The following is a 24,201-nucleotide window of genomic DNA, read 5'->3' on the forward strand; positions in this document are numbered from 1 at the left end:
AAAACCCGATGACGCGCACGACGAGATCGAGCCTGATCGTCATCCCGTGCCTCAACGAGGCCGCTCATATCGGCGGGCTGCTCCAGCGGCTGCGGCCGGCCGCGGCGCGGCTCGGCGCGCGCATCGTCGTGGCCGACGGCGGCAGCACCGATGGCACACAAGGCATCGTCGAAGAACTCGCTGCCGAGGATCCGCGCGTCATCCTGATCGCCAATCCGAAGCGCATCCAGAGTGCGGCCATCAACCTTGCTGTGGCGACCTTCGGCGACGACGCCGACTATCTTATCCGCATCGATGCGCATGGCGGGTATCCGGCCGATTATTGCGACAGGCTGGTCGAGGAAGCGCATGCCACGGGTGCCGATTCGGTCGTCGTCTCGATGCTGACCAGCGGCACGGGCGCGGTACAGAAGGCCGTGGCGGCGGCGCAGAATTCCAGGCTCGGCACCGGCGGCTCCAAGCACCGCCACATGTCGGCCGGCGAATGGGTCGACCACGGCCACCATGCGCTGATGCGCATTGCCGCGTTCCGCGCGGTCGGCGGCTATGACGAGAGCTTCAGCCACAACGAGGACGCCGAGCTCGATCACCGCCTCCGTCTGGCCGGCTACCGCATCTGGATGAGCGGCAAGACGCAGATGGTTTATTATCCGCGCTCCACCTTGAAGAGCCTGTTTTTCCAATATCTCGGCTATGGCCGCGGCCGCGCCAGGAACGTGCTCAAGCATCGCATGATGCCGAAGCTGCGGCAAATGATCCCGCTGCTGGTGTTTCCGGTGGTCCTGATGGCGCTCTTGTCTCCGATCTTTGTGCTGGCGGCCGTGCCGTTTCTGGTGTGGGCGGGTGTCTGCCTCGGTTACGGCATCCGGACCGCGATCAGCCAGCGCAACCCCGCCATAGCGCTGGCCGGCGTGTCGGTGATGGTCATGCATCTGGGCTGGTCCATGGGCTTTTGGCTGCAGCTCCTTGGCCCGCAGCCGTCGCGCGAGGCGGCGTGATGGCTGCGAAGAAGAGCGGCAGCATCGACATCTGCATCTGCACTTTCCGCAGGCCGGCTCTTGCCGACACGCTGCGCTCCATCGCCGCGCTGGAGAACCCCGCCGGTTTCGAGATCGGCATCGTCGTTGCCGACAATGACGACGAGCCGAGCGCGCAGCCGCTGGTGAAGGCGCTGGCGCAGGAACTGAAGCTGCCGATCCGCTATCGCCACGCGCCGGCGCGCAACATCTCGATCGCTCGCAACGCCTGCCTCGATGCCAGCGTCTCGGGCCTCGTCGCCTTCATCGACGACGACGAGACGGCTTCGCCGGGCTGGCTCGTCGAACTCGTGGCGACCGCGGAGGCGACCGGCGCGACGGCCGTGCTCGGCCCGGTCCGCGCGACATATCGCCAGGACGCGCCGGACTGGATGCGCAAGGGCGATTTCCACTCGACCCTGCCCGTCTGGGTGCGCGGCGAGATCCGCACCGGCTACACCTGCAATGTCCTGCTCAGGATGACCGACGAAAGCCTGCGCAACCGGCGCTTCAGCCTGGCGCGTGGCCAGACCGGCGGCGAGGACACCGAATTCTTCGATTCAGTGGTCAAGTCCGGCGGGCGCATCGCCTTTGCCCCGCAGGCCTTTGTCGACGAGGTGGTGCCGAGCTCGAGGGCCGCCTTCGACTGGCTGCGCCGCCGCCGCTTCCGCTTCGGGCAGACGCACGGCCATCTCATCGGGCGCAACACCGGCGGCCTGCGCCGCGTCTGCCAGGTCGGTCTTGCCTCGGCGAAGGCGGGCTACTGCTTCGGTATGGCGCTTTTGGCCGCAGTCAGCCCGGTGCGACGGAACCGCAGCATGCTGCGCGGCATTATGCATCTCGGCGTCGTCAGCGGTTTGGTCGGAGTCCGCGAAATCCGCCAGTACGGCATCACTCAGCAGGAAGGGGAAAAGCGTGCAGCCTGACGTCAGCTTCGTCATCGCCGCTTACAACGCCGAGGCAACTCTCGACCGGGCGATCGCCAGCGCGATGGCGCAGCGCGATGTCGCGATCGAAGTCATCGTCGTCGACGACCGGTCGAACGACCGCACGCGCGATGTCGCGCGCGCTTATCCTCAGGACATCGTCAAGGTGGTCGCGCTTCCCGCCAACCGCGGCCCTGGCGGCGCCAGGAATGCCGGGCTCGATCTGGCCCGCGGCCGCTGGGTCGCCGTGCTCGATTCCGACGATGCCGTCCTGCCCGGCAGACTGGCGGCCATGATCGCGCGGGCGGAGAAGGCGGGTGCCGAGATCGCGGTCGACAATGTCCAGGTCGTGCGCGAAGACGGCACGCCCGAAGACATGATGTTCCCGACCGGGTACCTCGAAGGGCTCGGCGAAATCTCGCTGACCGACTATATCGCCGGCAACATCGTTTTCGAGTCGCGCTTCAACCTCGGCTATCTGAAGCCGATCTTCCAGCGCCGTTTCCTGGACGAAAATCAGCTCCGCTACGACGAGAAGCTGCGCATCGGCGAAGACTACATTCTGCTGGCGAGCGCCCTGGCCAAAGGCGGCCGCTGCGTGGTCGAGCCGACCGTCGGCTATGTCTACCATATCCGCACCGGCTCGATCTCGCGCGTGCTCGAGTTGCATCATGTCGAGGCGATGGCCGAGGCCGATGCCGCCTTCGCGGCCGAGCATTTCATGGACGACGGCGCCAAGGCGGCTTTCGCCAGACGCGGCCGCAGCCTGCGCAAGGCGGCCTCGTTCCTGTCATTGGTGCACCACATCAAGGCGCGTGCGCCGCTGAAGGCGATACGCACGGCGCTCAGCGATCCGGCCGCGGTCCGGCATATGTCGATGCCGATCGCGGTTCGGCTGAGAAGGGTTGCGGCACAGTTTGCCGTGGGCACGGGGAGGTGAAGTATGCAGGCGCATGGAATGCGGTTTCATAGCCAGCGATAGGTAAAAAAGCGATATCCTCAGAAGGAATAAGCGATGCAGAAAGTCAGGAAGGCAGTCATACCGGTGGCGGGGCTCGGAACGCGGTTCCTGCCGGCGACCAAGTCGATGCCGAAGGAAATGCTGCCCGTCGTCGACAAGCCTGTCGTGCAATATGCCGTGGACGAGGCCTTCGAGGCCGGCATCGAGCACATCGTCTTCGTCACCGGGCGCAACAAGGCGGTCATCGAAGACTATTTCGACCTGCACCCTGAACTGATCGGGACGCTCGAGCAGACTGGCAAGAAGGCGCAGCTCCAATCGCTGGAAAGCTTGCTGCCGGTGGCCGGCGCCACCTCCTTCATCCGCCAGCAGTCGCCGCACGGTCTCGGCCATGCCGTATGGTGCGCACGCGACGTGATCGGCAACGAGCCCTTCGCGCTGCTGCTCCCCGACATGGTGTCCTTCGGCGCACCGGGCTGCCTGGCGGAAACCGTCGACCTCTATCAGCGGACCGGCGGCAACGTCATCGCCGTCGAGCGCTGCGATCCTTCGGAAACCAGCAAATACGGCATCGTCGGCCGCGGCGCCGAGGTGGCCTCGGGCTTCGAAGTGACCGCCATGGTCGAGAAGCCGGCCCCCGCCAACGCACCGTCGAACTTCTACATCAATGGCCGCTATATCCTGCAGCCGGAGATCTTCGCCCTGCTCGGCACCCAGCAACGCGGCGCCGGCAACGAGATCCAACTCACCGACGCCATGGTTCGACTGGCTGAAAGCCAGCCTTTCTATGCCCAGCCTTTCAACGGCCGCATGTTCGACTGCGGCTCCAAGGAGGGCTTCATCGAGGCCACCATCGCCTTTGCTCTGGCGCGCGACGACATGAAAGGACCTGTCTTCGAAATGCTGCAGCAATTCGTCCGGTCGCACGAGCGCCGGGAAGTAGCCGCATAATGCCCAAATTTTGGGTGCATATGCGAAATCGCGATGGCGCGACAGCCGCGCAAGCGCTTGGCCTTCTTGGCCGGGCGCTCCGTGGCACGAATGTTGCGTGGCCTTTTCTGGTAACGACGACACTCTTCGAAGGCCGGTAGCGCCTGCAACCTGGAATTGGACCGACGATGAATTATGCCAACTTTCCTCTCGACAAGAGGATGCCATTGCCCAGCACCGAACCGGAAAAGGGTGAAGACTTCATCGACATCGAGCGTCTGCTTGGCATGGCCGCCCGGCAGGCCAAGGTGGTGGCGGTCTGCGCCGTCATCGGTCTGTTCCTGGGTGTGATTTATCTCCAGACGACGCCCAAGCAATACACCTCCCTTGCGAGCGTGCTGATCGACGACGGCCTGAACAAGGTCGTGGACGACATTTCGGCTGTCAGTGCCACGCAGCAGACGGACGCGACGATCCTCAGCCAGATCGAGATACTCAACTCGGCGCGGCTGGCATCGGAGGTGGTCGACAAGCTGAAGCTGGACCAGAACCAGGAATTCATGAACCCGCCGCAATCGGCTTTGGCCCAGGGAATCGGATTCTTGCGCGGCATCGTCGGCTATTTCCGCAGCGGCGGCGGCAACCAAATCCCCGGGATCGAGAATGTCGATGCCGCAACGCGCGAAGCCATGATGAAGGCGGCGACCCATGACTACGCGGTTCTCGTGCTGCAAACCGGATTGATGGCGGATCGCAACGGCCGCAGCAATGTCATCAGCATCGGCTATCAGTCGACCAATCCGGCTTTGGCCACGGCCATCACCAAGGCCTATGCGGACGCCTACCTTGCCGACCAGCTCAACGCCAGCTTCGACGCCACCGAGCGCGCGGCCGTTTGGCTGCAAGGCCGGCTGACCGAACTGCGCGAAAGCTCGCAGGCAGCTGCGCTGGCGGTCGAGAAGTTCAGGGCCGAGCACGGGCTTTCCGCAAACAGCGACGGCCAGTTGCTCAGCGACAAGCAACTCGCCGACCTGAACGCCCAGCTCATCGTCGCGCAGGCCGATACAGCCCGCGCCAGCGCCCGCTACCAGCAGTACAAGGCGATCGTCGACAGCGGCTCCGAAAGCGCCTTCAACGATTCCGCGATAGCGGCCGATCAGCCGAGCAGCTCGGTCATCATCGCGCTGAAAACCCGCTATCTCGCGATCGCCAAACGGTTGCAGGACGTGGAGAACAACTTCGGCAAGGATCACCCGCAGGCGGTTGCGCTGGCCAAGGAGAAGGCCGACGTCTCGGCGCAGATCTTCGGACAGTTGAAACAGATCACCGAAAGCTATCGAAACGACTATCAGGTGGCGCAGGCGCGCGAGACCGCGCTTAGGGAGAAAATCGCCACCCAGGCAGGCAAGAGCTCGATCGACAACCAGTCGCAGGTCAGGCTGAAGGAGCTCGATCAGCAGGCGCAGGCGCTGACCACGCTCTATCAGACCTTCCTTAGCCGTTACGAGGAAGCGTCGCAGCAGCAGTCATTCCCGGTCGGTAAGGTCCGCATCATCTCCGACGCGTCGATGCCTCTCACCGCCTCGGCTCCGCGCACCTTGCGCGTGCTGGCGCTCTCGCTGGTGCTTGGCCTCATGCTCGGCGCCGGCTGCGGAGGCCTGAACGAATTCAACGAGCGCTTCTTCCGGACAGGCGAGGACATTCGCGACCGTGTCGGCCTGAAGTTCCTCGGCTATCTGCCGACGATCGGTGGCGGCAAGCCCAAGGAGTCGAAGCCGGACGACTTGCCGGCCGACGGCAAGGTCACCAGCCTGTCGGCCGCCGAGAAACGGGCGCGCATGCGGGTGAGCCTCGATGCGCCGGCCTCGATGTTCGCCGAAACGCTCCGCAATGCCAAGATCGCTTTCGACGTGGTGATGGAAGACAAGGGCAGTCGGGTGATCGGCGTCATCTCCGTCCTGCCCGGGGAAGGCAAGTCGACGGTTGCGGCGAACCTCGCCGGTCTGCTCGCCGCCAACGGCGCCAAGACTTTGCTGATCGATGGCGACCTGCGCAATCCGGGCCTCAGCCGCAGCCTCGGCATGGAGTCGGAGCACGGGCTGATGGAAGCGGTGGTCAATGGACAGACCTGGCAGTCGGTCGGCAAGGTCGACCGCCAGACCAAGCTGGCGATCATCCCGGCCGTGGTGCGCGGCCAGTTCTCGCACACCAGCGAGCTTCTCGGCTCCGCCGGCATGCGGCGTTTCATCGAGAACGCCAAGGAGACGTTCGAATACATCATCGTCGACCTGCCGCCGCTCGGCCCGGTGGTCGACGCCAAGGCCTTCGCGCCGTTGGTCGACGGCTTCGTGCTCGTCACCGAGTGGGGACGCACGCCACGCGCCATGGTGCGCTCGATGCTGGAGTCGGAACCCTACATCGCCGAAAAGATCACCGGCGCGGTGCTCAACAAGGTCGAGCTGAAGAAGCTGGCGAAATACGGCTCTCTCGGCGGTTCGGAAAAGTTCTTCGACCGCTATTCGAGTTACTACCTCGAGAAGTCGGAATCGCGCGCCAAGCAGGCCGCCTAAAGCAGTTCATCCGACGAAAAGCCGCGGCGGTTATTCTCCGGTCGACAGCAGCCGCCCATATTTGCCGACGATCCTGAGGGCGGTCAGCCGGCCGCTCTGGAAGGCGCCGGTGTCGATGCCGAGCCGGCGCCCGTCGAGCGTCGGAACGTCCACGATCGTATGTCCGTGCACGACCCAGCGATCGAGGCGGTGAGCCGCCGCCAGGAACTCGGATCGTATGTTGAGCAGGTCGGCCTCGTCCTGCGCTTCGAGCGCGATGCCGGGCCGGATGCCGGCATGGACGAAAAGGAACCGCTCCGAACAGATCATCACCGGCAGCGTGCGCATGAAGGCGACGTGGGTGGCCGGAATGGCCTCCCGGATACGCTCGACTACCTCTTCGCTCGATCCGTACAAATCGGCCAGGCGGTCGGGATCGATACCGTAGGAGAACAGCGTTTCCCGTCCGCCGACGCGGAGCCACGGCTCCAGTGACAGATGGCCGTCGAGATAGGCGAGCATCGCCACTTCGTGGTTCCCGGCAAGGCACACGCGCATGAAACCTTCTGGCGGCGGTGCCATCAAATGCTCGACCACGCGCCGCGAATTGGGCCCGCGGTCGACATAGTCGCCCAGCATGATGATGATCTTGCGGCCGCGGAACTGCAGCGCGTCTAGCTCGATCTTCTGCTCCAGCGTGCGCAGCTCTTCGTAGCAGCCATGCACGTCGCCGATCGCGTAGACCACCGTGTCGCGCATGTCCATCATCAGCCGTTCGCGCGGCAAGGGCCGGGGTCGTCTCGATCGTTGGAACAGGCTCACGGATTGAGGCTCGGTACTCAAACTAGGGTCATGCCACGGAGCGTGGACCAAGCCTCGATATCATGTCGAATGCAAACATTTCCACACCGGGCTGCTCGATGCACATCGCCAAAAAGGCGCAGCGGTCTTGGCAAAACGACGTGCATCAATACCCCGAAAAGCGTCGCCTGAACCGTTTCGGCGCGATGCGCTTTAAGCCGCTTTGAGCCGATAGCGGAAAAGCGTGCGGTCGAGCAGCATGCGGACGCGCGGCTCGGCCTCGGCCGCCACCAGCCAGCTTGCCGCGATCATGGCCATGCCGACGATCGGGATCGAAACCAGATATGGCACGCCGGCGCGGATCAGGACGCCAAGCAGCGCCGCGCCGACGACATCGTGGATGAGGTAGAGCGGATAGGTCATCAGCCCGATCCGGCGCCAGCCGCCCCAGGAAAGGTTGAGGCGCAGCGACCAAGCCATCAGCGCCACCGCGGCCAGGAAGATGATGATCGGCGGCGCATAGGGCATCGCCGCTTCCACCTTGATGCTGTGCACGTCGACCGAGCTTACGATCTGCAGCGCCCCGCCGGCGAGAAACAGCGCCGAGAAGCAGAGCCGTGCCGCTGTCACCGCCTTGAAGCGCATCAGCCAGATGAGCACGCCGACCGCGAAGAACGCGCCGTGATGCACCAGGGTGAGCTGCAGCCAGCGCGCCTCCGCGAGATCGGTCCAGCCTAAGGCGAAATAGAGACACCAGAACAGCGTGCTGAGCAGGCCGATGATGACGGCGACAGCTTCCATCAGGTCGAATCGGCCGAACCGCAGCAGGGTCCAGACGATGGCGTAGAAGGCGATCTCGATGCCGAGCGTCCAGTAGACACTGTCGACCCATGGCTCGAACGGCACGAACAGCGCCGTGCGGGCAAGTCGCACCACGGCATCGGTCGGCCAGGAAACACCGACCATGAGCAGCACGATCGCGGAGATGGGCGCGCAGACCCAGACCGCCGGCGCCAGCCGTCTGACACGGGCCTCGAAGAACTTCAGCGGCGTCGAATTCTCGGCGCTGAATGCGATGACGAAGCCGCTGATGACGAAGAACACCTGAACGCCGACCCAGCCGGAGCCGACAAACGCCATTTCGGGATGGGCAGGGATGCCGCCGGTCGAGCGCGCCGACACGCCGTCGGGAAACGCCCATACCCAGAAGCCGTAGTGATAGAACATCACCATGACGGCGGCGAAGAAACGCAAAATGTCGACGCCGCCGAATGTGGTCTTGTGCTGAGCCATGCCGTGCCTTCGGAACGGCCCCCCGGGCAGACTTCTAGGGGGTGCTGCTGCATTGCACAACAGTCGATTGCAGCGCAGGATGAATTCGCTAGGCCGCCTCGCGTTGCGATCCCGCGAGACGGCTAGATCCCGATGCCGCGCCCCTTGAGCGCCGCCGTGATCTCGTCGAGGATCGCAGGATCGTCGATGGTCGCCGGCATCGTCCATTCCTCCTTGTCGGCGATCTTCTGCATCGTGCCGCGCAGGATCTTGCCGGAGCGCGTCTTCGGCAGCCGCTTGATCGTCACCACCGTCTTGAAGGCTGCGACCGGTCCGATCCGTTCGCGCACCAGGCCTACGACCTCGCTTTCGATGGCGCCGGTGTCGCGCGCCACACCGGCGTTGAGCACGACGAAGCCGAGCGGCACCTGGCCTTTCATCGCGTCGGCGATGCCGATCACGGCGCATTCGGCGACGTCCGGATGCGCGGCCAGCACCTCCTCCATCGCGCCCGTCGAGAGGCGGTGCCCGGCGACGTTGATGATGTCGTCGGTGCGGGCCATGACGTAGAGATAGCCGTCCTCGTCCATCATGCCGGCGTCGGCCGTCTTGTAGAAACCGGGGAACTCCTCGAGATAGGCTTGGCGGAAGCGGGCGTCGGCGTTCCAGAGCGTCGGCAGGCAGCCTGCCGGCAGCGGCAGCTTGACCACGACATTGCTGAGCGTGCCGCGCGGCACCTCGTGGCCGGCATCGTCGAGAATGCGAATGTCGTAGCCCGGCATCGGCACGCCCGGCGAGCCGTATTTCACCGGCAAAAGCCCGAGCCCGGCCGGGTTGATGGTCATTGGCGAGCCGGTCTCGGTCTGCCACCAATGGTCGATCACCGGACGGTTGAGCTTCTGCTCTGCCCATTTGATGGTCTCGGGGTCGGCGCGCTCGCCGGCGAGGAACAGCGTGCGGAATTTCGACAGATCGTATTTCGGCACGAACTCGCCGCGCGGATCCTGCCCCTTGATGGCGCGAAAGGCGGTCGGCGCCGTGAACAGCGCCACCACACCGTGTTCCGAGATCACCCGCCAGTAGGTGCCGGCGTCCGGCGTGCCGATCGGCTTGCCTTCGAAGAGCACGCTGGTGCAGCCATGCAGAAGCGGCCCATAGACTATGTAGGAATGGCCGACCACCCAGCCGACGTCCGAGGCCGCCCAGAACACCTCGCCGGGGTTGACGCCGAACTCGTTTTCCATCGTCCATTTCAGCGCGACCATGTGACCGCCATTGTCGCGCACGATGCCCTTCGGCTGCCCGGTCGTGCCGGAGGTGTAGATGATGTAGAGCGGGTCGGTGGCCAAGACCGGAACGCAGTCGACATTGGCGCCGGCGGCGCGCTCGCGGGCGACCGCATCGGCATAGTCGATGTCGTAATTGTCCTTCATCTCGCAGTGCAATTGCTCGCGCTGCAGGATCAGGCAGGCATCGGGCTTGTGCTTCGACATCTCGATCGCCTTGTCGAGCAGCGGCTTGTAGGCGACGACGCGTCCCGGCTCCAGGCCGCAGGAAGCGGTGATGATCAGCTTCGGCCTGGCGTCGTCGATGCGGGTCGCGAGCTCATGCGAGGCGAAGCCGCCGAACACCACTGAATGCACGGCGCCGATGCGGGCCGAGGCGAGCATGGCGATCGCCGCTTCCGCCACCATCGGCATGTAGATGATCACCCGATCTCCCTTGCCGATGCCACGGTTCTTGAGGACAGAGGCGAGCGCGACCACCTCGCGCTTCAGTTCGGCATAGGTGAATTTCCGGATCGTGCCGGTGATCGCGCTGTCATGGATCAGCGCCAGCTGGTCGGCGCGCCCCCCCGCCACGTGGCGGTCGATGGCATTGAAGCAGGTGTTGCAGGTGGCGCCTGTGAACCAGCGGCCATAGACGCCCGCCGCCGGATCGAAGACCTTTTCGGCTGGCGAATACCAGTCGATCGCTTTGGCCGCTTCGGCCCAGAACGCTATGGGGTCGCGTTTCCAGCCCTCATAGACTTCGTGGTAGCGTGAGGCCATCGACTTTTCCTCCCCAGGAACATTCCGTCGTATGGCAATAGCCTAAGCCGCTTTGGCCGGCCATGTCTCCTCGCATTTTGGTCGGCGTTGCCGGCAAACGGATCCAGCCGCTCCCGGATCGGAGCGCGCTATGACGTCAGCAAGTGAATTCGGCTTAGAGCGGCAGTGCTGCCAGCATCAGCCCGACACCGCCGGCTATTAGAATGGCGGCCGCCAATGCCTTCCGATGGCGTTCGAATGCCGTCGGAGCACGGTCCCAGTTGTAACGCATACTGTCCACTCCCCAAAAAGCCGGCAGACTCTTAGCTTACTTATGGGAAAGATGGCAACCCTGGCGCGAACGGCGGCTTGATAGTGGTTCCAGCCCACCATCATTCTCGCGCGAGTTGGATAGTCTTTCCGGGGAAGTTTTGACGAAAAGAACTTACGAAAAACCGGTTCCGGTCAGGCGCGGGAAGCTGTCGAGCATCGTTGCGGGCCCGAGCGGCCCGATAGCCCGGCCGTCTGACACGCAGCGTTGCCCGCTTGGCAATGGACAGCGACGGCATGCCGCGCTAATTGCAGTTCGGCATAGGGAGCGGGCGTATGGCTGAAATCGCCTTTGAAACGGTTCTGCGGATGGCGGACGACGCCTCCGTGCAGCATGTCGGCGACGGCGCCGTGGTGCTTCTGGCGCGCAGCGGCCAGCTTTACACCTGCAACGGCACCACCGAAGCGTTCCTCGACAAGGTCGACGGCGCCCGCAGCCTCGACCACATCGTCGATCTGCTGTCGGAAGAATTCGAGGTCGACAAGGCGACGCTCGGCGACGACATGATGGCGCTGGCCGCCGAGCTGGTGGCCGAAGGCATCCTTGCCGACCCGGGCGCGTGATGGCCGGCGGACCGTTCCTGCGCGCCCTGTTCCGCACTCATCTGTGGCTCAGCGCCCGGCTGATACCGGTACTGGTCGCCCGGCGCGATTTCGAAAGCGTGCTGAAATTGGCGCCGCTGCAATTGCCCACACCCTATCGTGGCCTGCCATGCAGCTACGTCGTCAGCCGCGTCAACCGCACGGTTCGGCATCCCTGGGTGATGCGTGATCGCAGATGCCTGAGGGAAGGGCTGCTCGGTTTCCGCTTCCTGCGGATGGCGGGTTTCAACCCCGACCTCCATTTCGGTGTCGATGCCAAATCGATGCATGAGCCGCGCCTTTCGGCGCATTGCTGGGTTTGCCTCGACGGCAAGCCGGTGGTCAGCGACAGCCTTCCCGACATGGTTGAAATCTATCGCCACCCCGGCGGCAGCGTGAAGGCGCGCGCCGCTTGACCGGCGCCGCAGCCACCGTTTGCTATGACCTCAACGGCCGGGTCATCGGCATATCGGCAGAGCGCGCCGAGCTCTGGCCGAGCTTCGATCTGATGCTCGGCACATTGCGCGTCAATGACGCGGTCGAACCCGGCTTTCGCATCGATATCCTCGAAACGTCGGCGCTGCCCGAAAACCCGGAGGGGAAGCTCGCCTTCGACGGCGAAGTGCCGCTGGACGGCCATTGCCGCATCATCGACGCCGGCGACGTCGTCCATCTGGTCTTTCCCGGCCTCCAGACGGCCTCGATCCGTGCCGACGAGGGCTCGGCCGAAATCCGCGTTCATCCCAACAGCAAGGTCAAATGGACGCTGCTGATGATGGTGCTGGATGCCGCGCTCGATTCCGGCGGGCAGTACATGCTCCATACCGCCGGTCTGACGCTGCCCGATAGTGGGGCGCTCGTGCTGATCCATGCGCCAAGCGGCACTGGCAAGTCGACGACTTCAATGGCGCTGGCATCGCAGGGCTTCGGCCTATGCTCGGACGATGTGATGATCCTCGGCGCAACATCTGAAGGCACCCTGGCCTGGGGCATGCCGCGCAAGGTGAAAATCCATCGCAACACCGCGGCGATGCTGCCATTCCTCTCGCCCTGCCTTGGCGACAGATGGGACGCCGAGGGCGAGCAGGCCGTCTCGCTGGAGCGTCTCGCCGAGATCATTCGCATCGAGGACGTCCGTCCCAGGCCTGTCTCGGCGCTGCTGCATCTGGCGCGCTCGACCGACGGCCACACCCGGCTCACGCGCTTGGCCAGGACCGATGCGATGGTCGCGCTTGCCACCGACAATGTCAGGACCGGCCTGACCGGCCTGTTGCCGATGCAGCAACGGCGGATGGCGTCGATCGCGGCACTGGTCAGGGCCGTCCCCACTTTCACCCTGGAAGTCGGCTCGAGCCCGGCCGATGCAGCGGGGCTGATCCGCGGCGCGGTGGAGGAGTAGATCTCCAAACGGGCCTTCAGGCCGGATTGGGCCTTGGCCGGGCAAGCCGCTGGACCCAGCGGAAGGCGTCGCGGCTAAGGCGCGAGCGCATCTTGTTCCGCGAATTGACCCTGATCAGCATGTTGCCGGTGATCAGCCATTTGGCGAGCCGTATCGACAGATCGGGCTCGATGCGGTTGGCAAGGGCGATCGCGCGCGGCTCGTCGAACAGCCGCCCGGTCACATTGAGCACGGTCGCCAGCTCGAGTTCGATGCCGGTCATACGCGCGGCATCGAGAAGGCGCGCTTCGGATTCCGGCGATTGCAGAGCGCGCACACCTTGCAGCATTCGATACAGAGCTGCAGCCGGTGGAATTTGTGGCCTCCGGCGGCATGAACGATGGCGATGGTGAGCAGCGACGCCGGCGTGTCGGCCTCGCCGCCGTCAATGATCTGCAACTCGCGGAAGCCGAGCGACAGGCGCCGCCGCATGCCGGTGTCATGCACCAGATTGCCATGCAGCTCGATCAGCAGGCTGGAGTTCTCCTTCTCCAGCCACTTGAACTCCTGCAACTCATGCGATTCGGCCTCGCCGCTGGCAAGCTTGAAGCCGCATTCGGCGATCACGTTGTTGGCCTCGCCGATGCTGGCGGGATCGACAAGGATGTCGATGTCGGTGAACGGCCGATCGGCAGCATGGCGATAAAGCTTGCGCGCGAACACCGGGCCCTTGACGATGCGAGCCGCAACGCCTTTCGCGGCCAAGGCCTTCATGATGCGGTCGCCGTGATACTGCAGCAGCATCGACTGCCCGGTCGCCAGTGTCGCCTGATCGCGAAGCCCGGACAGTTTTTGCCGCAAGGCGGCATCGTTCGGCAGATCGGCGTCGCCGATTTCCCGAAGCTTGCGCAGCATGACTGGCAGCACGCCGTGGAACTCGGCATTGGCGAGCAGCGCCATGAGGCTGCTTGCCGAGAGGGCCCCGCCCCACTCGGACGGCGCCTCCGGATCGGCAAATTCGAGCAGCAGTTTTTCTTCGGCAGGTGAAAGCGGGAGCAGCATCAACCGGGCAATATCGCGAACAACAGGCGACCATGGTCGCAGAAAAGCCCGCGCGACGCTACATCCCCCAGCGCAGCGCCGCCGTGTGCACCGGAGCGTCCCAAAGCGCCGTCGTCTCATCCTCGAGCATCGTCAGCGTGATCGAGCAGCCTGCCATGTCGAGCGAGGTGACATAGGAGCCGACCAGCGAGCGGGTCACCGTCACGCCTCTCTTCTCGAAGATTTTTCGCGCGCTGTTGTACATCAGATAAAGCTCCATCGATGGCGTGCCGCCGAAGCCGTTGACGAAAAGCAGCGCCGGTCCCCAGGCGCGGTCACCAAGATCGCCGAGGATTGCCGTGCAGATCTCCTCGGCGATGGCGTCGGCACTCTTCAGATCATCGCGCCGCCGGCCGGGCTCGCCATGGATGCCGACGCCGAATTCCATCTCGTTGTCGCCAATGTCGAAGGTCGGCCTGCCCGCAGCCGGCACCGTGCAACTGGTCAGCGCCACGCCCATCGAGCGCGTCGAGGCGTTGACGCGGTCGCCCAGCGCCTTGAGCTCGGGCAGTGGCATGCCTTGCTCGGCCGCGGCGCCGACGATCTTCTCCACCACCAGCGTGCCGGCCACGCCGCGCCGACCGGTGGTGTAGGACGAATTCTCGACCGCGACGTCGTCATTGGTCACCACCTGCAGAACGCCGTCCGACATTTCGGCGGCCATGTCGAAATTCATCACGTCGCCTTCATAGTTTTTGACGATAAACAGGCAGCCGGCGCCGGTGTCGACGGCTTGCGCGGCCGCGAGCATCTGGTCGGGCGTCGGCGAGGTGAAGACCTGGCCGGGGCAGGCGGCGTCGAGCATGCCGTGGCCAACCAGCCCGCCATGCAGCGGCTCGTGGCCGGAGCCGCCACCCGAGATCAGCGCTACCTTGCCCGGTTTCAGCGTCTTGCGGCGAACGAATTTGTGCTCGTCGCCGAGCGCGAGGATGTCGGAATGCGCGCCGACGAAGCCATCAAGGCTTTCGGTGAGGACCGTGTCCACCGAATTCAGAAACTTCTTCATGGCAGTCCTCCCGAATAGGTCCTCGCTCAGCCGCTGCCCCTGCCGGCGATGCTGGTGATCTTCTGGATGAATTCGTTGATCGCTCGGTCGAGCGCTGCGTTCTGCTTGTCGTCGCCGAAATCCGGCACGATGAGCGAGACGTGGCGCGTCTTGCGCGGACCCGAAGCCGCCGGCAGCTTGCCCGGATGCGCCTGGTGGTAGGCGGCCAGGAACTGGTCGCGCTCGGCCGGGCTGAAATGGCAGACGGAAAAGATAGCCGGCAAATGCTTCGACGGGATGGGGATCGAATAGGCCGGGCTGGAGATTTGCGTGACGAAACTGCGATGCTTGCCGAGCGCATCGGCAAGTCGCTGGCGCATGCCGGAGGGCCGCTGGTCGATGACTTGCGACAGGATGGTCTTATACGCGCGGATCGCGTCTTCCGCGCCGGCTTCTTGTATCTTGGCTGGCCTGGCCATGCTGTGCTTACACCGGGACGTCCGCTATGGCCGCCTTGGCCATGGCGAGTTGCGCCGGAGACACCGATAGGTCGCGCAGGCCGGCCTCAATCAGCGCCGGAATGGCGGCCGGATCGCCGCCCGCATCGCCACAGAGGCTGACCGGAATTCCTTTCTCGCGCCCGAAGGCCGCGACCGAAGCGATCAGCCGCATCACAGCCGGATGGCGGACAGCGTTGAGATGTGCAACGGCGGCGTTGTCACGCGCGGCTGCCATCACATATTGCGTCAGGTCGTTGGAGCCGATCGAGAAGAAGGCAACGTCGGCAAAAGCCTCTGGCGCGATGGCCACCGAAGGGACCTCGACCATGATGCCCAGCGGCGGCAGCTTGTGCGCAACACCGCGCGACGCGAGAGCGGCCTCCTCCTCCGCAAACAACGCGGCGGCCTGCCTGTGCTCTTCGGCCCTGGCGATCATCGGAAACATCACCTTCAGATTGCCGTGGACGGCGGCGCGCAGCAATGCCCGGATTTGCACCCGGAAGATGTCGCTCCGCGCCAGCGACAGCCTGATACCGCGCAGGCCGAGAAACGGGTTGGTCTCCTCGACGGTGAAGTCGGGGATCGGTTTGTCGCCGCCGGCATCGATGGTGCGGATGGTCACCGGTTTTTCTCCGGCCCATTCCAGCACCTTGCGGTAGGCTTGGTACTGTGTCTCCTCGTCCGGCAGGGCCTTGCCGAACAGGAATTCGGTGCGCATGAGCCCGACGCCATCACAGGTCGCAATGTCGATGCCGTCGACATCGGAAGGGTAGGCAATGTTTACCTGCACCCGCACCGACGTGCCGGCCTTGGTCGCCGCCGGCTGGGCGAGAAAAGTCTGCGCCTGGCCTTGTCGCGCCGCGAAGGAGGAGGATGATTGCCGGAACGCCTCGATCTCCTTCGGCGAGGGCGAGAGCACGATGCCGCCATGCTCGGCGTCGAGGAGCGCGTTTCCGGTGGGCTCGTCCGCAAAGGCACCAATCCCCACCACCATCGGCACGCCGCGCGAGCGTGCCAGCATGGCGACATGGCTGGCGGTGCTGCCGGCCTCGAGCGCAATGCCGCCGCCTCTGCTCCAGTCGGTTTCGAGGAAACGCGTCGGCGCGATGTCCAGGCCATAGAGGATGGCGCCGAGGGGCGCCGCGGTCTCGCTATCCTCGCTCAGCGCTCGCAGCACCTGGTCGCGGATGTCGCGCAAGTCCGAGGCGCGTGCCCGGAAATAGTCCTGGTCGGACGCCTCATAGCCGGCGATCTCGGCATCCAGTGCTTGCCGCCAGGCAGCGTCGGCCGGCTCTCCGGAGCCGAGCGCCGCGAAGGCGGGCGCGCTCAGCGCGACGTCCTCCAGCATGGCGATGTGGAATTCGAGGATGCCGGCGGCATCGCCATCGGCCGTCTCGACAAGCGAGGTCAGCCGGCTCACCGCCCTGCCGATGGCCGCCTTCAGCGCTGCTTTCTCCTCCGCCTCGCTCGCCTTGGCCACATAAGCAGCCGGTGGACGGTCGAGGTTGAACAGCGGCCCTTCGGCGTAGCCGGGAGAGGCAGGGATGCCCTCAATCCGCATGGCCCGCATTCCTTGCGGATTGAGAGGGCGGCAGACCCGGCTCAAGCGGAGCGGGCATGATCCGCATCCTCGTCGAAATCGCGCTGCACCAGGCCGACCAGCGCTTCGACCGCGTTGCTTGCGCCGTCGCCTCGCGCCCTTATGTGCAGCACGGTTCCTTTCGGCGCCTTGGCCGCCATGACCTTGACGATGCTCTTGGCATCGAACCAGGGGCCGTTGGCGGCGACTGCCACCTCCACCTCGGCCGCGAACGACTTGGCGAGCTTGGTGAACTTCACCGAAGGGCGCGCGTGCAGGCCCACCTCGTGGGTGATCAGAACCGTGGCTTCGGCGGATGCGGACATTCAGTCGATTCCCGTTCACTCACGACGGCGACAATTCATGCGCCGTCGCCACCACTTCCTTGAGCGAGGCACCCCCGGAAGATTCCGTCGCCGCCATCACCGCGCCCTCGACGATCGGCGCGTTGCAGACGACTATTCTGCGGGAGCGCGGCTCTCCGATCATTTCCACCGCCATCTCGCTGTTTGTCTCGGCGCCGCCGAGATCGACCAGGATGGCGACGCCCGCTTCCGACCAGGCCTTTTCGATCGCACCCATGATCGCCTCGACGCTGGTGCCCAGCCCGCCATGGCCGTTTCCGCCGCACCATGCAAGCGGCACTTCGTCGCCCACCATCTGGCGCACCATGTCGGCCGTGCCTTCGGCGACCAGCGGCGAATGCGAGACGATGACGATACCGACATTGCTCATCAAGAACCCTCGATTGCTTCAGCGACTGCGCGCACCAAGAGCGCGGTCGACCGCGCCCCGGCGTCCATATGCCCGATCGAGCGCTCCCCCAGGAAAGAGGCGCGCCCACGCAAGGCCTTCATCGGCACGGTGGCTTCGGCCGCCTTGTCGGCAGCGTCTGCGATTGCGGCAGCCGTCTTGCCCTGCGCCAGTGCCTCATACACCGGCTGCAGCACGTCGAGCATCGTTTTTTGCCCCGGCTGCGATTTGCCGCGCGCCGAAACCGCCTCGATCGCCTTACCCAGCGCCGCTGTCAGCGCGGCGCGGTCGGGCGTGCCGGACAGTTCCTTGCCGAGCGCCATGAACAGAGTACCGAACAAGGGCCCGGAGGCTCCACCGACGGTCATCACCAGCTTGGTGCCGATCGCCTTCAGCGCGTCCGGCAGCGGTTTTGCCGCGATTGCGGCCTTTTCGGCGCGCACCGCCTCGAAGCCCCGCTTCATGTTCAGCCCATGGTCGCCGTCGCCGATCGCCTGGTCGAGCGCGGTCAGCTCGTCGGCATGCGCCGCGATCGTATCCGCAGTCGCCGCGATCAATTGTGAGAAATCGGGTGCGGCCATCGCCTGTCCTTCACGCCGGGACGAACACGGCCACCATGGCCGCGAACGCCTCGGCAACTGCAAAGGCGCCCGGATCCGCTATGTCAAGCTGGCGGCCGATATAGGCCGAGCGACCGGCCTTCGCCTTCTGCATCGCCGCCGTCGCCTGCGCGCCGCTCCGCGCGGCCGAAGCAGCCGCCTCCAGCCCGTTCGTGTCGAGCGCCTTCAGAGCCGGCTCCAGGGCGTCGACCATTGTGCGGTCGCCGAGCTTAGCGCCGCCGTAGAAGGTCATGCGGTCAAGGCCGGCGAGCAGCGCCTTGCTGAGCGGGGCGCCGCCGTTGAGCGACTGCGCGGCAGCCGTGAAGAAGATCGACAAAAGCACGCCGCTGGAACCGCCCATAGAAGTTCCCAATGTATCGCCGATTGTGGCGAGAGTTGCGGCCTTGTCCGCAAGCGGCAGCGTGTCGACGCGGTCGAGCACGCTGCGTGCGCCGGTCGCCACCGTCGATCCGGTGTCGCCGTCGCCGGCTTTGGCGTCGAGGTCATTCAGAGCCTCCTCGAGCGAGATCAGCTTCTCGCAGACCGCAGCAATCAGCCGCTCGGCGCCGGCGTCACGGCTGGCCGCCTTGGCGATGTCGCGACCTGCCGGCTGGGCTGTGGCCACCACGACCGGCGGGCGAACCGGCCTGGCCGGCAGCCAGGCATGCGGGCCGACCGGCGCCAGCAGCGCCGCCTCGCGCTCCGCCTCGAGCCTGATCAGCGACAGCGAAAACCCGTTCATGTTGAGCGCGGTCATCAGATGTCCGGGACCGATCGTCAGCGTCACCGCCTTTGCCAGCGGTGAGGTCAGCACGGCATTGGCGATCAACGACATTTCGAGCGGCGGAACGGATCCGAGATTGTTGATCAGGAGCGCATAGCGGCTGCCGGCATCGAGCTGGGCCGCGAGGCGCTCCGCCATAACGGCGACGAGCGCGCTGGCGCTCTGCAGGGTTATGCGCTCCACGCCCGGCTCGCCATGGATGCCGAGACCGAGCTCCCCATCGCCGGCGCCGAAGCGGTCCTCGTGGGTCTGGCCCGGGATCGAGCAGGAGGAGAGCGAGATGCCGAGCGAAACAATATCCTTCGCCGCCGCCCGCGCTGCCGCCGCGACCGAGGCCAGGTCATGGCCGGATTCGGCAAGATGTCCGGCGATCTTGTGCACGAACAGCGTGCCGGCGACGCCGCGCGGCTGCGCGACATCGGGCAGCGCGATGTCGTCGCCGACAATCACCATGTCGACCGCGAAGCCCTCGGCGCGGGCCTTTTCTGCGGCGAGGCCGAAATTGAGGCGGTCGCCGGTGTAGTTCTTGACGATCAGCAGGCAGCCGACCGGCCCGGTCGTCGCGCGGATCGCCGCCAGCACCGCCTCGACACTCGGCGAAGCGAAGATCTCGCCGGAGACTGCCGCCGTCAGCATGCCGGCGCCGACGAAGCCCGCATGCGACGGCTCATGCCCCGCGCCACCGCCGGAAACGACGCTCACCTTCGCCTTGTCCCAGTTGGCGCGCAGCACGACCTTGATCTCGGGATAGCCGTCGAGCCGCGCCAGCGTGCCGGAGCCGGCAGTGGCCAGAAAACCGTCCAGCGCTTCGGTAACGATCGAGTCCTTGCGGTTGAAAAAGTGCTTCATGGATTCGTCGAGTCCGTATTTGCGGGTCGTCAAAAAGTGCGGGTGCGCCGGCTACATCAATCTTTGACCGTCCAAACCAAAATAAAGCGGCGAGCGATAGCGGATCGTCACTCTGTCCCCCTTTGCGAGCGGCGTGTCGGGATCGGTCAGCGTCACCAGCTTCTTGGCGCCCACCGTGACATGCAGGTGGTTCTGGTCGCCGAGATGCTCGACCCAGTCGACGACGCCGTCGGCATGGCCGTTCGCCGCCTTTTCGATCGCGAGATGTTCGGTGCGCGCGCCGATCGTCGTCGTACCGGTGGGCGCGGCGCCGTCGGGCAGCAACCCTGCCGGCAGAAGGTTGATCGCCGGCTGGCCGAGGCGAGCCGCGACATGAAGGTTTGCCGGCTCGGAATAGATCGCGCGCGGCGTGCCGATCTGCACCAGCACGCCCTCGGAAAGGATGCCGATGCGGTCGGCCATGGTCATCGCCTCGATCTGGTCGTGCGTGACATAGAGCATGGTGGCGCCGAGCTCGGACTGGATGCGCTTCAGCTCGAGCCTGAGATCGGCGCGCAGCTTGGCGTCGAGCGAGGACAGCGGCTCGTCCATCAGATAGATCGAGGGCTTTCGCACCAGCGCGCGGCCGATGGCGACGCGTTGCATCTCGCCGCCCGAAAGCCTGGTCGAGCGGTTGTTGAGCTTGTGGTCGATGCGCACCATCCGCGCGACTTCCTCGACGCGGCGGCGGATTGCTTCCTCCGGAAAACGCCGCGCCGGCGAGCGCAGCGGGAAGGCGAGGTTGTCGAAGACCGAAAGATGCGGGTAGAGCGAATATTGCTGGAAGACGAAGGCCGTATCGCGCTCGGCCGGCGACAGCGCCGTCGCATCATGGCCGCCGATGTAAATCGTGCCGCTGTCCGGCCGCTCGAGCCCGGCGATCAGCCTGAGCGTCGTCGTCTTCCCGGCGCCGGTCGGCCCGAGCAGCACGACGAACTCACCGTCCTTGATCTGCAGGTCGAGATCGCTGACCGCGACTGTCTCGCCGAAGCTCTTGGTCACACCCTGAATCTGGACGTCAGCCATGGCGCGCCTCCACTGCCTGATCGTACATGGCGGTTTTCACCGCGCGTCCAGTGCCTTTCTCGAACAGCGACAGCCGCGTGCTGCTCAATGCCAGCCCTACCTGTTCGCCCGTATTTAGATGGATTCCGGCCGGCACCCGGGCCTTGATGATGCCGTCAGCCGTCTCCACCGCGACGATCTGCGTGGTGCCGAGATATTCGGTGCCGTAGATCGCGCCGCGCAGCTTCGAAGCATCATCGAAGCGGATGTGCTCGGGGCGGATGCCAAGCGCCATGTCGGCCGGCGCAATATCCTCGCGCACTTCCGGGACCGTCACCCTGGCGCCCTGCACGACGATCTCCTTCGCACCCTTCGCGAGCCCACCGCCGAAGCGCAAGAAGTTCATCGGCGGCGAGCCGATGAAATCGGCGACGAACATCGTGGCCGGCCGGTCGTAAATCTCGCGCGGGCTGCCGAACTGCTCGATGACGCCGTGGTTCATCACCGCTATCTTGTCGGCCATCGACATCGCTTCCATCTGGTCGTGCGTGACATAGACGGTGGTGGCGTGGATGCGGTTGTGCAGCTCGCGCAGCTCATGCACCATCAAATCGCGGAACTCGGTGTCGAGGGTTCCAAGCGGCTCATCCATCAGGAAACATTTCGGTCGCCTGACGATGGCGCGGCCGAGCGCGACGCGTTGACGGTCGCCGCCGGCAAGACCGGAGACCGACTTGTCGAGCAGGTGGTCGATGCGCAGCAGCTTCGCGGTCTCCTCGACGCGGGCGCGGATCTCGGCCGACGCCATGCCTTGCGCCAGCAGCGGGAAGCCGATGTTCTTGCGCACATTCATATGCGGATAGAGCGCGAAGAGCTGGAAGACGAAGGCGATGTCACGCTCGCGCGCCCGGCGCATGGTGACGTCCTCGCCGCCGAGCAGGATCTTGCCGCCGGTGGGCAGTTCGAGGCCGGCGATCATGCGGAGCGTCGTCGTCTTGCCGCAGCCCGACGGCCCGAGCATCACGAAGAACTCGCCGTCCTCGACAACGAAATTGGAATCCTGCACGGCAACGAACTCGCCGAAGGCTTTCCTCAGGTTCTGAACACGGATCTCGGCCATTTCTATTCCGGGAATTTCGAGACGACGATGAACATGGCGGTGCCGGCGAGCATGGTGACGAAGGAATAGCTGTAGAGCGACAGCGCCAAAGACTGGAACAGCATCAGGAAACCGATGGCGATGATCGCCGTGGCGATGTTTTCCATCAGGCCGCGTCTTGCCCAGACGGGCCAACGCGATTTGCGTTTTGCAGGCTGGATCGTGCTCATTTGCGCACCGCGCCGAAGGTAATGCCGCGCAGCAATTGCTTGCGGAGCAGGATGGTGAAGATCAGGATCGGCACCAGGAATATCGTCGTGCCGGCGGCGACTGCCGGCCAGTCCTGGCCGCCTTCGCCGATGATGGTCGGGATGAAGGGCGGCGCCGTCTGCGCCGTGCCGGAGGTCAGAAGCGCGGCGAACGCATATTCGTTCCAGGCAAAGATCAGGCAGAAGATGGCGGTCGCGGCAATGCCGGTGGTCGCCTGCGGCAGCACCGTGCGCCAGAAGGCCTGCAGCCGCGTATAGCCGTCGATCATCGCCGCTTCTTCGTATTCGCGCGGGATCTCGTCGATGAAGCCCTTGAGCAGCCAGACCGCCAGCGAGACATTGACCGCGGTGTAGAGCAGGATCATGCCGAGCGCGGTGTCGGAGAGGCCGAGCTCGCGGTACATCAGGTAGATCGGGATCGCGACGGCGATCGGCGGCATCATGCGCGTCGACAGGATGAAGAACAGGAGGTCGTCTGCCAAAGGCACCTTGAAGCGCGAGAAGCCATAGGCCGAGAGCGTGCCGAGGAACACCGCGCAGAAGGTCGAGCCGAAGGCGATGATCAGCGAGTTGACGAAGCGCGGCAGGAAGTTCGACGGGCCGGCGATCACCATGTTTCGCTTGCGCACCGTCTCGTCGCAGAAGCCGGTCGCCGGTCCGAGCGCGTTGATATATTCCGGCGTCTGCCTAGTGCGCGTCGTGAACAGGTTGCAGTAGCCTTCGATGCTCGGCTGGAAGACGATCTTCGGCGGATAGGCAATCGAATCCGGCGGCGTCTTGAAGCTGGTGGCGAAGATCCACAAGAGCGGCACGATCGAGATCAGCGCGTAGCCGACGACGAGCACGCCGGCGATCCGCTTCGAGTTCGTCGAAGGTGCGACGACGGAATGGGCGGTGGTCAGGCTCATCTCTGCTTCACCTTGTTGAGTGCCTTGACGTAGATGTTGGCAAGGCCGAACACCGCGACGAACAGGATGATGGCGAAGGCCGAGGAATAGCCGGTGCGCCAGCTTTCGAAGGCCTGCCGCTTCAGCGTGATCGAGGCGACCTCGGTGGTCGAGCCCGGTCCGCCGCCGGTGAGCAGGTTGACCATGTCGAACATCTTGAAGTTCTCGATGCCGCGAAACAGCACCGCCAGCATGATGAAGGGCAGCGCCATCGGCAGGGTGATCGACCAGAACTGCCGCCAGTTGGAGGCGCGGTCGACCTCGGCCGCTTCATAAATGTATTCTGGGATGGAACGCAGACCCGCGAGGCAAATCAGCATCACGTAAGGCGTCCACATCCAGGTGTCGACGATGATGATCGCCCATGGCGCCAGCTCGACATTGGACAGCATCTGGACATTCGTCGGCGGGATGCCGGTGAGGAACGAGACGGCGTAGGCGAACAGTCCGATCTGCGGCTCGTAGAGGAAGCGCCAGAAATTGCCGACCACCGCCGGCGACAGCATCATCGGCACCAGGATGATCGTGGTCCAGAAGGCGTGGCCGCGGAATTTCCGGTCGATCAGCCAGGCGAGCGTGAAGCCGAGCACCGTCTGCAGCAGGATGGTCCAGAAGACGAAATGCGCCGTCGTCTGCATTGCGATCCAGATATCCTGGTCGCCGAGGATGCGCCTGTAGTTGGAAAGCCCGAGATTCTTGACCACTTCGTTCGGGCGGTTGGCGCGGTAATTGGTGAAGGAGAGGTAGATCGCCCAGAACAGCGGGAAGATGTTGATGGCTAAAAGCAGAAGGATCGTCGGCGAAATGAACAGCCAGGCGAGGCCCTTGTCGCTGATGCCTCGGATCTTCTTGGCCAACGGCTCGGGTGTGGCCCGTGCAGCGTTGTCCGCAGTCCGATTGAGCATGGTTAGTCCTGC

General features: G+C 64.8%; 25 protein-coding genes. 8 read left to right on the forward strand and 17 right to left on the reverse strand.

The window, feature by feature from the left end; genetic code table 11:
• Positions 1-8 precede the first annotated feature (8 nt).
• The 5 genes from CK222_RS01960 to CK222_RS01980 all read left to right on the forward strand — a co-directional run bounded on the left by CK222_RS01960 (position 9) and on the right by CK222_RS01980 (position 6,403).
• Positions 9-998 (forward strand): glycosyltransferase family 2 protein, encoded by a 990-nt coding sequence (locus CK222_RS01960; RefSeq protein ID WP_095799467.1) that lies wholly within the window; start codon positions 9-11, stop codon positions 996-998.
• A complete protein-coding gene (locus CK222_RS01965) occupies positions 995-1,942 on the forward strand; it encodes a glycosyltransferase (protein ID WP_095799215.1) in 948 nt (315 codons plus the stop codon). Before CK222_RS01960 ends, CK222_RS01965 begins: the two co-directional genes overlap by 4 nt.
• On the forward strand, positions 1,932-2,882 hold the full coding sequence (locus tag CK222_RS01970; protein ID WP_095799216.1) for a glycosyltransferase family 2 protein: 951 nt from the start codon (positions 1,932-1,934) through the stop codon (positions 2,880-2,882). The genes CK222_RS01965 and CK222_RS01970 overlap by 11 nt, the downstream gene beginning before the upstream one ends.
• A 75-nt stretch (positions 2,883-2,957) precedes the next feature.
• Complete coding sequence (gene galU, locus CK222_RS01975; RefSeq protein ID WP_095799217.1) at positions 2,958-3,854, forward strand: UTP--glucose-1-phosphate uridylyltransferase GalU; 897 nt, start codon at positions 2,958-2,960, stop codon at positions 3,852-3,854.
• 167 nt (positions 3,855-4,021) lie between these two features.
• On the forward strand, positions 4,022-6,403 hold the full coding sequence (locus CK222_RS01980; RefSeq protein WP_095799218.1) for a polysaccharide biosynthesis tyrosine autokinase: 2,382 nt from the start codon (positions 4,022-4,024) through the stop codon (positions 6,401-6,403).
• A 30-nt stretch (positions 6,404-6,433) separates the two neighbouring features.
• Here the strand turns inward: CK222_RS01980 and CK222_RS01985 are convergent, their stop codons facing one another.
• From CK222_RS01985 to CK222_RS01995, 3 genes are all read right to left on the reverse strand, one after another.
• Positions 6,434-7,168, reverse strand: a complete 735-nt coding sequence (locus CK222_RS01985; protein ID WP_348628793.1) for a metallophosphoesterase family protein — start codon at positions 7,166-7,168, stop codon at positions 6,434-6,436.
• A gap of 228 nt (positions 7,169-7,396) precedes the next feature.
• Positions 7,397-8,476: an acyltransferase gene (locus tag CK222_RS01990; RefSeq protein WP_095799220.1), complete on the reverse strand. Its 1,080-nt coding sequence runs from the start codon at positions 8,474-8,476 to the stop codon at positions 7,397-7,399.
• A 122-nt stretch (positions 8,477-8,598) separates the two neighbouring features.
• On the reverse strand, positions 8,599-10,506 hold the full coding sequence (locus CK222_RS01995) for a propionyl-CoA synthetase (protein ID WP_095799221.1): 1,908 nt from the start codon (positions 10,504-10,506) through the stop codon (positions 8,599-8,601).
• 585 nt (positions 10,507-11,091) lie between these two features.
• Here CK222_RS01995 and CK222_RS02000 point away from each other — a divergent pair.
• The 3 genes from CK222_RS02000 to CK222_RS02010 are packed head-to-tail and all read left to right on the forward strand — an operon-like array spanning position 11,092 to position 12,796.
• Positions 11,092-11,379, forward strand: coding sequence for a PqqD family protein (locus CK222_RS02000; RefSeq protein ID WP_095799222.1), 288 nt, complete (start codon positions 11,092-11,094; stop codon positions 11,377-11,379).
• Complete coding sequence (locus CK222_RS02005; protein WP_095799223.1) at positions 11,379-11,813, forward strand: lasso peptide biosynthesis B2 protein; 435 nt, start codon at positions 11,379-11,381, stop codon at positions 11,811-11,813. The genes CK222_RS02000 and CK222_RS02005 overlap by 1 nt, the downstream gene beginning before the upstream one ends.
• On the forward strand, positions 11,810-12,796 hold the full coding sequence (locus CK222_RS02010; protein ID WP_095799224.1) for a serine kinase: 987 nt from the start codon (positions 11,810-11,812) through the stop codon (positions 12,794-12,796). Before CK222_RS02005 ends, CK222_RS02010 begins: the two co-directional genes overlap by 4 nt.
• Before the next feature lie 16 nt (positions 12,797-12,812).
• Here CK222_RS02010 and CK222_RS32795 read toward each other — a convergent pair whose 3' ends face one another.
• Genes CK222_RS32795 through CK222_RS02075 form a run of 14 tightly spaced genes read right to left on the reverse strand, consistent with a single transcriptional unit; the run spans position 12,813 to position 24,189 of the window.
• Positions 12,813-13,058 (reverse strand): hypothetical protein, encoded by a 246-nt coding sequence (locus tag CK222_RS32795; protein WP_245432944.1) that lies wholly within the window; start codon positions 13,056-13,058, stop codon positions 12,813-12,815.
• A complete protein-coding gene (locus tag CK222_RS02015; RefSeq protein ID WP_245432945.1) occupies positions 13,055-13,837 on the reverse strand; it encodes a nucleotidyltransferase family protein in 783 nt (260 codons plus the stop codon). Before CK222_RS02015 ends, CK222_RS32795 begins: the two co-directional genes overlap by 4 nt.
• A gap of 58 nt (positions 13,838-13,895) precedes the next feature.
• The gene (gene dhaK / locus CK222_RS02020; protein ID WP_095799225.1) at positions 13,896-14,882 is read right to left on the reverse strand and encodes a dihydroxyacetone kinase subunit DhaK; all 987 of its coding nucleotides are present in this window, start codon (positions 14,880-14,882) and stop codon (positions 13,896-13,898) included.
• A gap of 26 nt (positions 14,883-14,908) precedes the next feature.
• Positions 14,909-15,340 (reverse strand): hypothetical protein, encoded by a 432-nt coding sequence (locus CK222_RS02025; protein ID WP_067324262.1) that lies wholly within the window; start codon positions 15,338-15,340, stop codon positions 14,909-14,911.
• A gap of 7 nt (positions 15,341-15,347) precedes the next feature.
• Complete coding sequence (ptsP, locus tag CK222_RS02030; protein WP_067324264.1) at positions 15,348-16,922, reverse strand: phosphoenolpyruvate--protein phosphotransferase; 1,575 nt, start codon at positions 16,920-16,922, stop codon at positions 15,348-15,350.
• Positions 16,923-16,963: 41 nt separating this feature from the next.
• Complete coding sequence (locus CK222_RS02035; protein ID WP_067003487.1) at positions 16,964-17,266, reverse strand: HPr family phosphocarrier protein; 303 nt, start codon at positions 17,264-17,266, stop codon at positions 16,964-16,966.
• 19 nt (positions 17,267-17,285) lie between these two features.
• Positions 17,286-17,675: a dihydroxyacetone kinase phosphoryl donor subunit DhaM gene (gene dhaM, locus CK222_RS02040; protein WP_067003489.1), complete on the reverse strand. Its 390-nt coding sequence runs from the start codon at positions 17,673-17,675 to the stop codon at positions 17,286-17,288.
• The gene (gene dhaL, locus CK222_RS02045; protein WP_095799226.1) at positions 17,675-18,274 is read right to left on the reverse strand and encodes a dihydroxyacetone kinase subunit DhaL; all 600 of its coding nucleotides are present in this window, start codon (positions 18,272-18,274) and stop codon (positions 17,675-17,677) included. The genes dhaM and dhaL overlap by 1 nt, the downstream gene beginning before the upstream one ends.
• A 10-nt stretch (positions 18,275-18,284) precedes the next feature.
• Positions 18,285-19,925, reverse strand: a complete 1,641-nt coding sequence (locus CK222_RS02050; protein WP_095799468.1) for a dihydroxyacetone kinase subunit DhaK — start codon at positions 19,923-19,925, stop codon at positions 18,285-18,287.
• Positions 19,926-19,976: 51 nt separating this feature from the next.
• Positions 19,977-20,990 (reverse strand): ABC transporter ATP-binding protein, encoded by a 1,014-nt coding sequence (locus CK222_RS02055; RefSeq protein ID WP_095799227.1) that lies wholly within the window; start codon positions 20,988-20,990, stop codon positions 19,977-19,979.
• A complete protein-coding gene (locus CK222_RS02060; RefSeq protein ID WP_095799228.1) occupies positions 20,983-22,089 on the reverse strand; it encodes an ABC transporter ATP-binding protein in 1,107 nt (368 codons plus the stop codon). The genes CK222_RS02055 and CK222_RS02060 overlap by 8 nt, the downstream gene beginning before the upstream one ends.
• A 2-nt stretch (positions 22,090-22,091) precedes the next feature.
• Positions 22,092-22,298: a hypothetical protein gene (locus tag CK222_RS02065; protein WP_095799229.1), complete on the reverse strand. Its 207-nt coding sequence runs from the start codon at positions 22,296-22,298 to the stop codon at positions 22,092-22,094.
• Complete coding sequence (locus CK222_RS02070) at positions 22,295-23,245, reverse strand: carbohydrate ABC transporter permease (protein WP_095799230.1); 951 nt, start codon at positions 23,243-23,245, stop codon at positions 22,295-22,297. The genes CK222_RS02065 and CK222_RS02070 overlap by 4 nt, the downstream gene beginning before the upstream one ends.
• The gene (locus CK222_RS02075; protein WP_095799469.1) at positions 23,242-24,189 is read right to left on the reverse strand and encodes a sugar ABC transporter permease; all 948 of its coding nucleotides are present in this window, start codon (positions 24,187-24,189) and stop codon (positions 23,242-23,244) included. The genes CK222_RS02070 and CK222_RS02075 overlap by 4 nt, the downstream gene beginning before the upstream one ends.
• Positions 24,190-24,201 lie beyond the last annotated feature (12 nt).

It is taken from the genome of Mesorhizobium sp. WSM3866 (genome assembly GCF_002294795.1).
Taxonomy (GTDB): domain Bacteria; phylum Pseudomonadota; class Alphaproteobacteria; order Rhizobiales; family Rhizobiaceae; genus Mesorhizobium.

What these genes read in the sequence shown, in the direction of transcription:
- CK222_RS01960 (WP_095799467.1), top strand. Translation starts at nt 9, where the DNA reads ATGACGCGCACGACGAGATCGAGCCTGATCGTCATCCCGTGCCTCAAC.
- galU (WP_095799217.1), top strand. Translation starts at nt 2,958, where the DNA reads ATGCAGAAAGTCAGGAAGGCAGTCATACCGGTGGCGGGGCTCGGAACG.
- CK222_RS01980 (WP_095799218.1), top strand. Translation starts at nt 4,022, where the DNA reads ATGAATTATGCCAACTTTCCTCTCGACAAGAGGATGCCATTGCCCAGC.
- CK222_RS01990 (WP_095799220.1), bottom strand. Translation starts at nt 8,476, where the DNA reads ATGGCTCAGCACAAGACCACATTCGGCGGCGTCGACATTTTGCGTTTC.
- CK222_RS01995 (WP_095799221.1), bottom strand. Translation starts at nt 10,506, where the DNA reads ATGGCCTCACGCTACCACGAAGTCTATGAGGGCTGGAAACGCGACCCC.
- CK222_RS02000 (WP_095799222.1), top strand. Translation starts at nt 11,092, where the DNA reads ATGGCTGAAATCGCCTTTGAAACGGTTCTGCGGATGGCGGACGACGCC.
- CK222_RS02005 (WP_095799223.1), top strand. Translation starts at nt 11,379, where the DNA reads ATGGCCGGCGGACCGTTCCTGCGCGCCCTGTTCCGCACTCATCTGTGG.
- CK222_RS32795 (WP_245432944.1), bottom strand. Translation starts at nt 13,058, where the DNA reads ATGACCGGCATCGAACTCGAGCTGGCGACCGTGCTCAATGTGACCGGG.
- CK222_RS02015 (WP_245432945.1), bottom strand. Translation starts at nt 13,837, where the DNA reads ATGCTGCTCCCGCTTTCACCTGCCGAAGAAAAACTGCTGCTCGAATTT.
- dhaK (WP_095799225.1), bottom strand. Translation starts at nt 14,882, where the DNA reads ATGAAGAAGTTTCTGAATTCGGTGGACACGGTCCTCACCGAAAGCCTT.
- CK222_RS02025 (WP_067324262.1), bottom strand. Translation starts at nt 15,340, where the DNA reads ATGGCCAGGCCAGCCAAGATACAAGAAGCCGGCGCGGAAGACGCGATC.
- ptsP (WP_067324264.1), bottom strand. Translation starts at nt 16,922, where the DNA reads ATGCGGATTGAGGGCATCCCTGCCTCTCCCGGCTACGCCGAAGGGCCG.
- CK222_RS02035 (WP_067003487.1), bottom strand. Translation starts at nt 17,266, where the DNA reads ATGTCCGCATCCGCCGAAGCCACGGTTCTGATCACCCACGAGGTGGGC.
- dhaM (WP_067003489.1), bottom strand. Translation starts at nt 17,675, where the DNA reads ATGAGCAATGTCGGTATCGTCATCGTCTCGCATTCGCCGCTGGTCGCC.
- dhaL (WP_095799226.1), bottom strand. Translation starts at nt 18,274, where the DNA reads ATGGCCGCACCCGATTTCTCACAATTGATCGCGGCGACTGCGGATACG.
- CK222_RS02050 (WP_095799468.1), bottom strand. Translation starts at nt 19,925, where the DNA reads ATGAAGCACTTTTTCAACCGCAAGGACTCGATCGTTACCGAAGCGCTG.
- CK222_RS02055 (WP_095799227.1), bottom strand. Translation starts at nt 20,990, where the DNA reads ATGGCTGACGTCCAGATTCAGGGTGTGACCAAGAGCTTCGGCGAGACA.
- CK222_RS02060 (WP_095799228.1), bottom strand. Translation starts at nt 22,089, where the DNA reads ATGGCCGAGATCCGTGTTCAGAACCTGAGGAAAGCCTTCGGCGAGTTC.
- CK222_RS02065 (WP_095799229.1), bottom strand. Translation starts at nt 22,298, where the DNA reads ATGAGCACGATCCAGCCTGCAAAACGCAAATCGCGTTGGCCCGTCTGG.
- CK222_RS02070 (WP_095799230.1), bottom strand. Translation starts at nt 23,245, where the DNA reads ATGAGCCTGACCACCGCCCATTCCGTCGTCGCACCTTCGACGAACTCG.
- CK222_RS02075 (WP_095799469.1), bottom strand. Translation starts at nt 24,189, where the DNA reads ATGCTCAATCGGACTGCGGACAACGCTGCACGGGCCACACCCGAGCCG.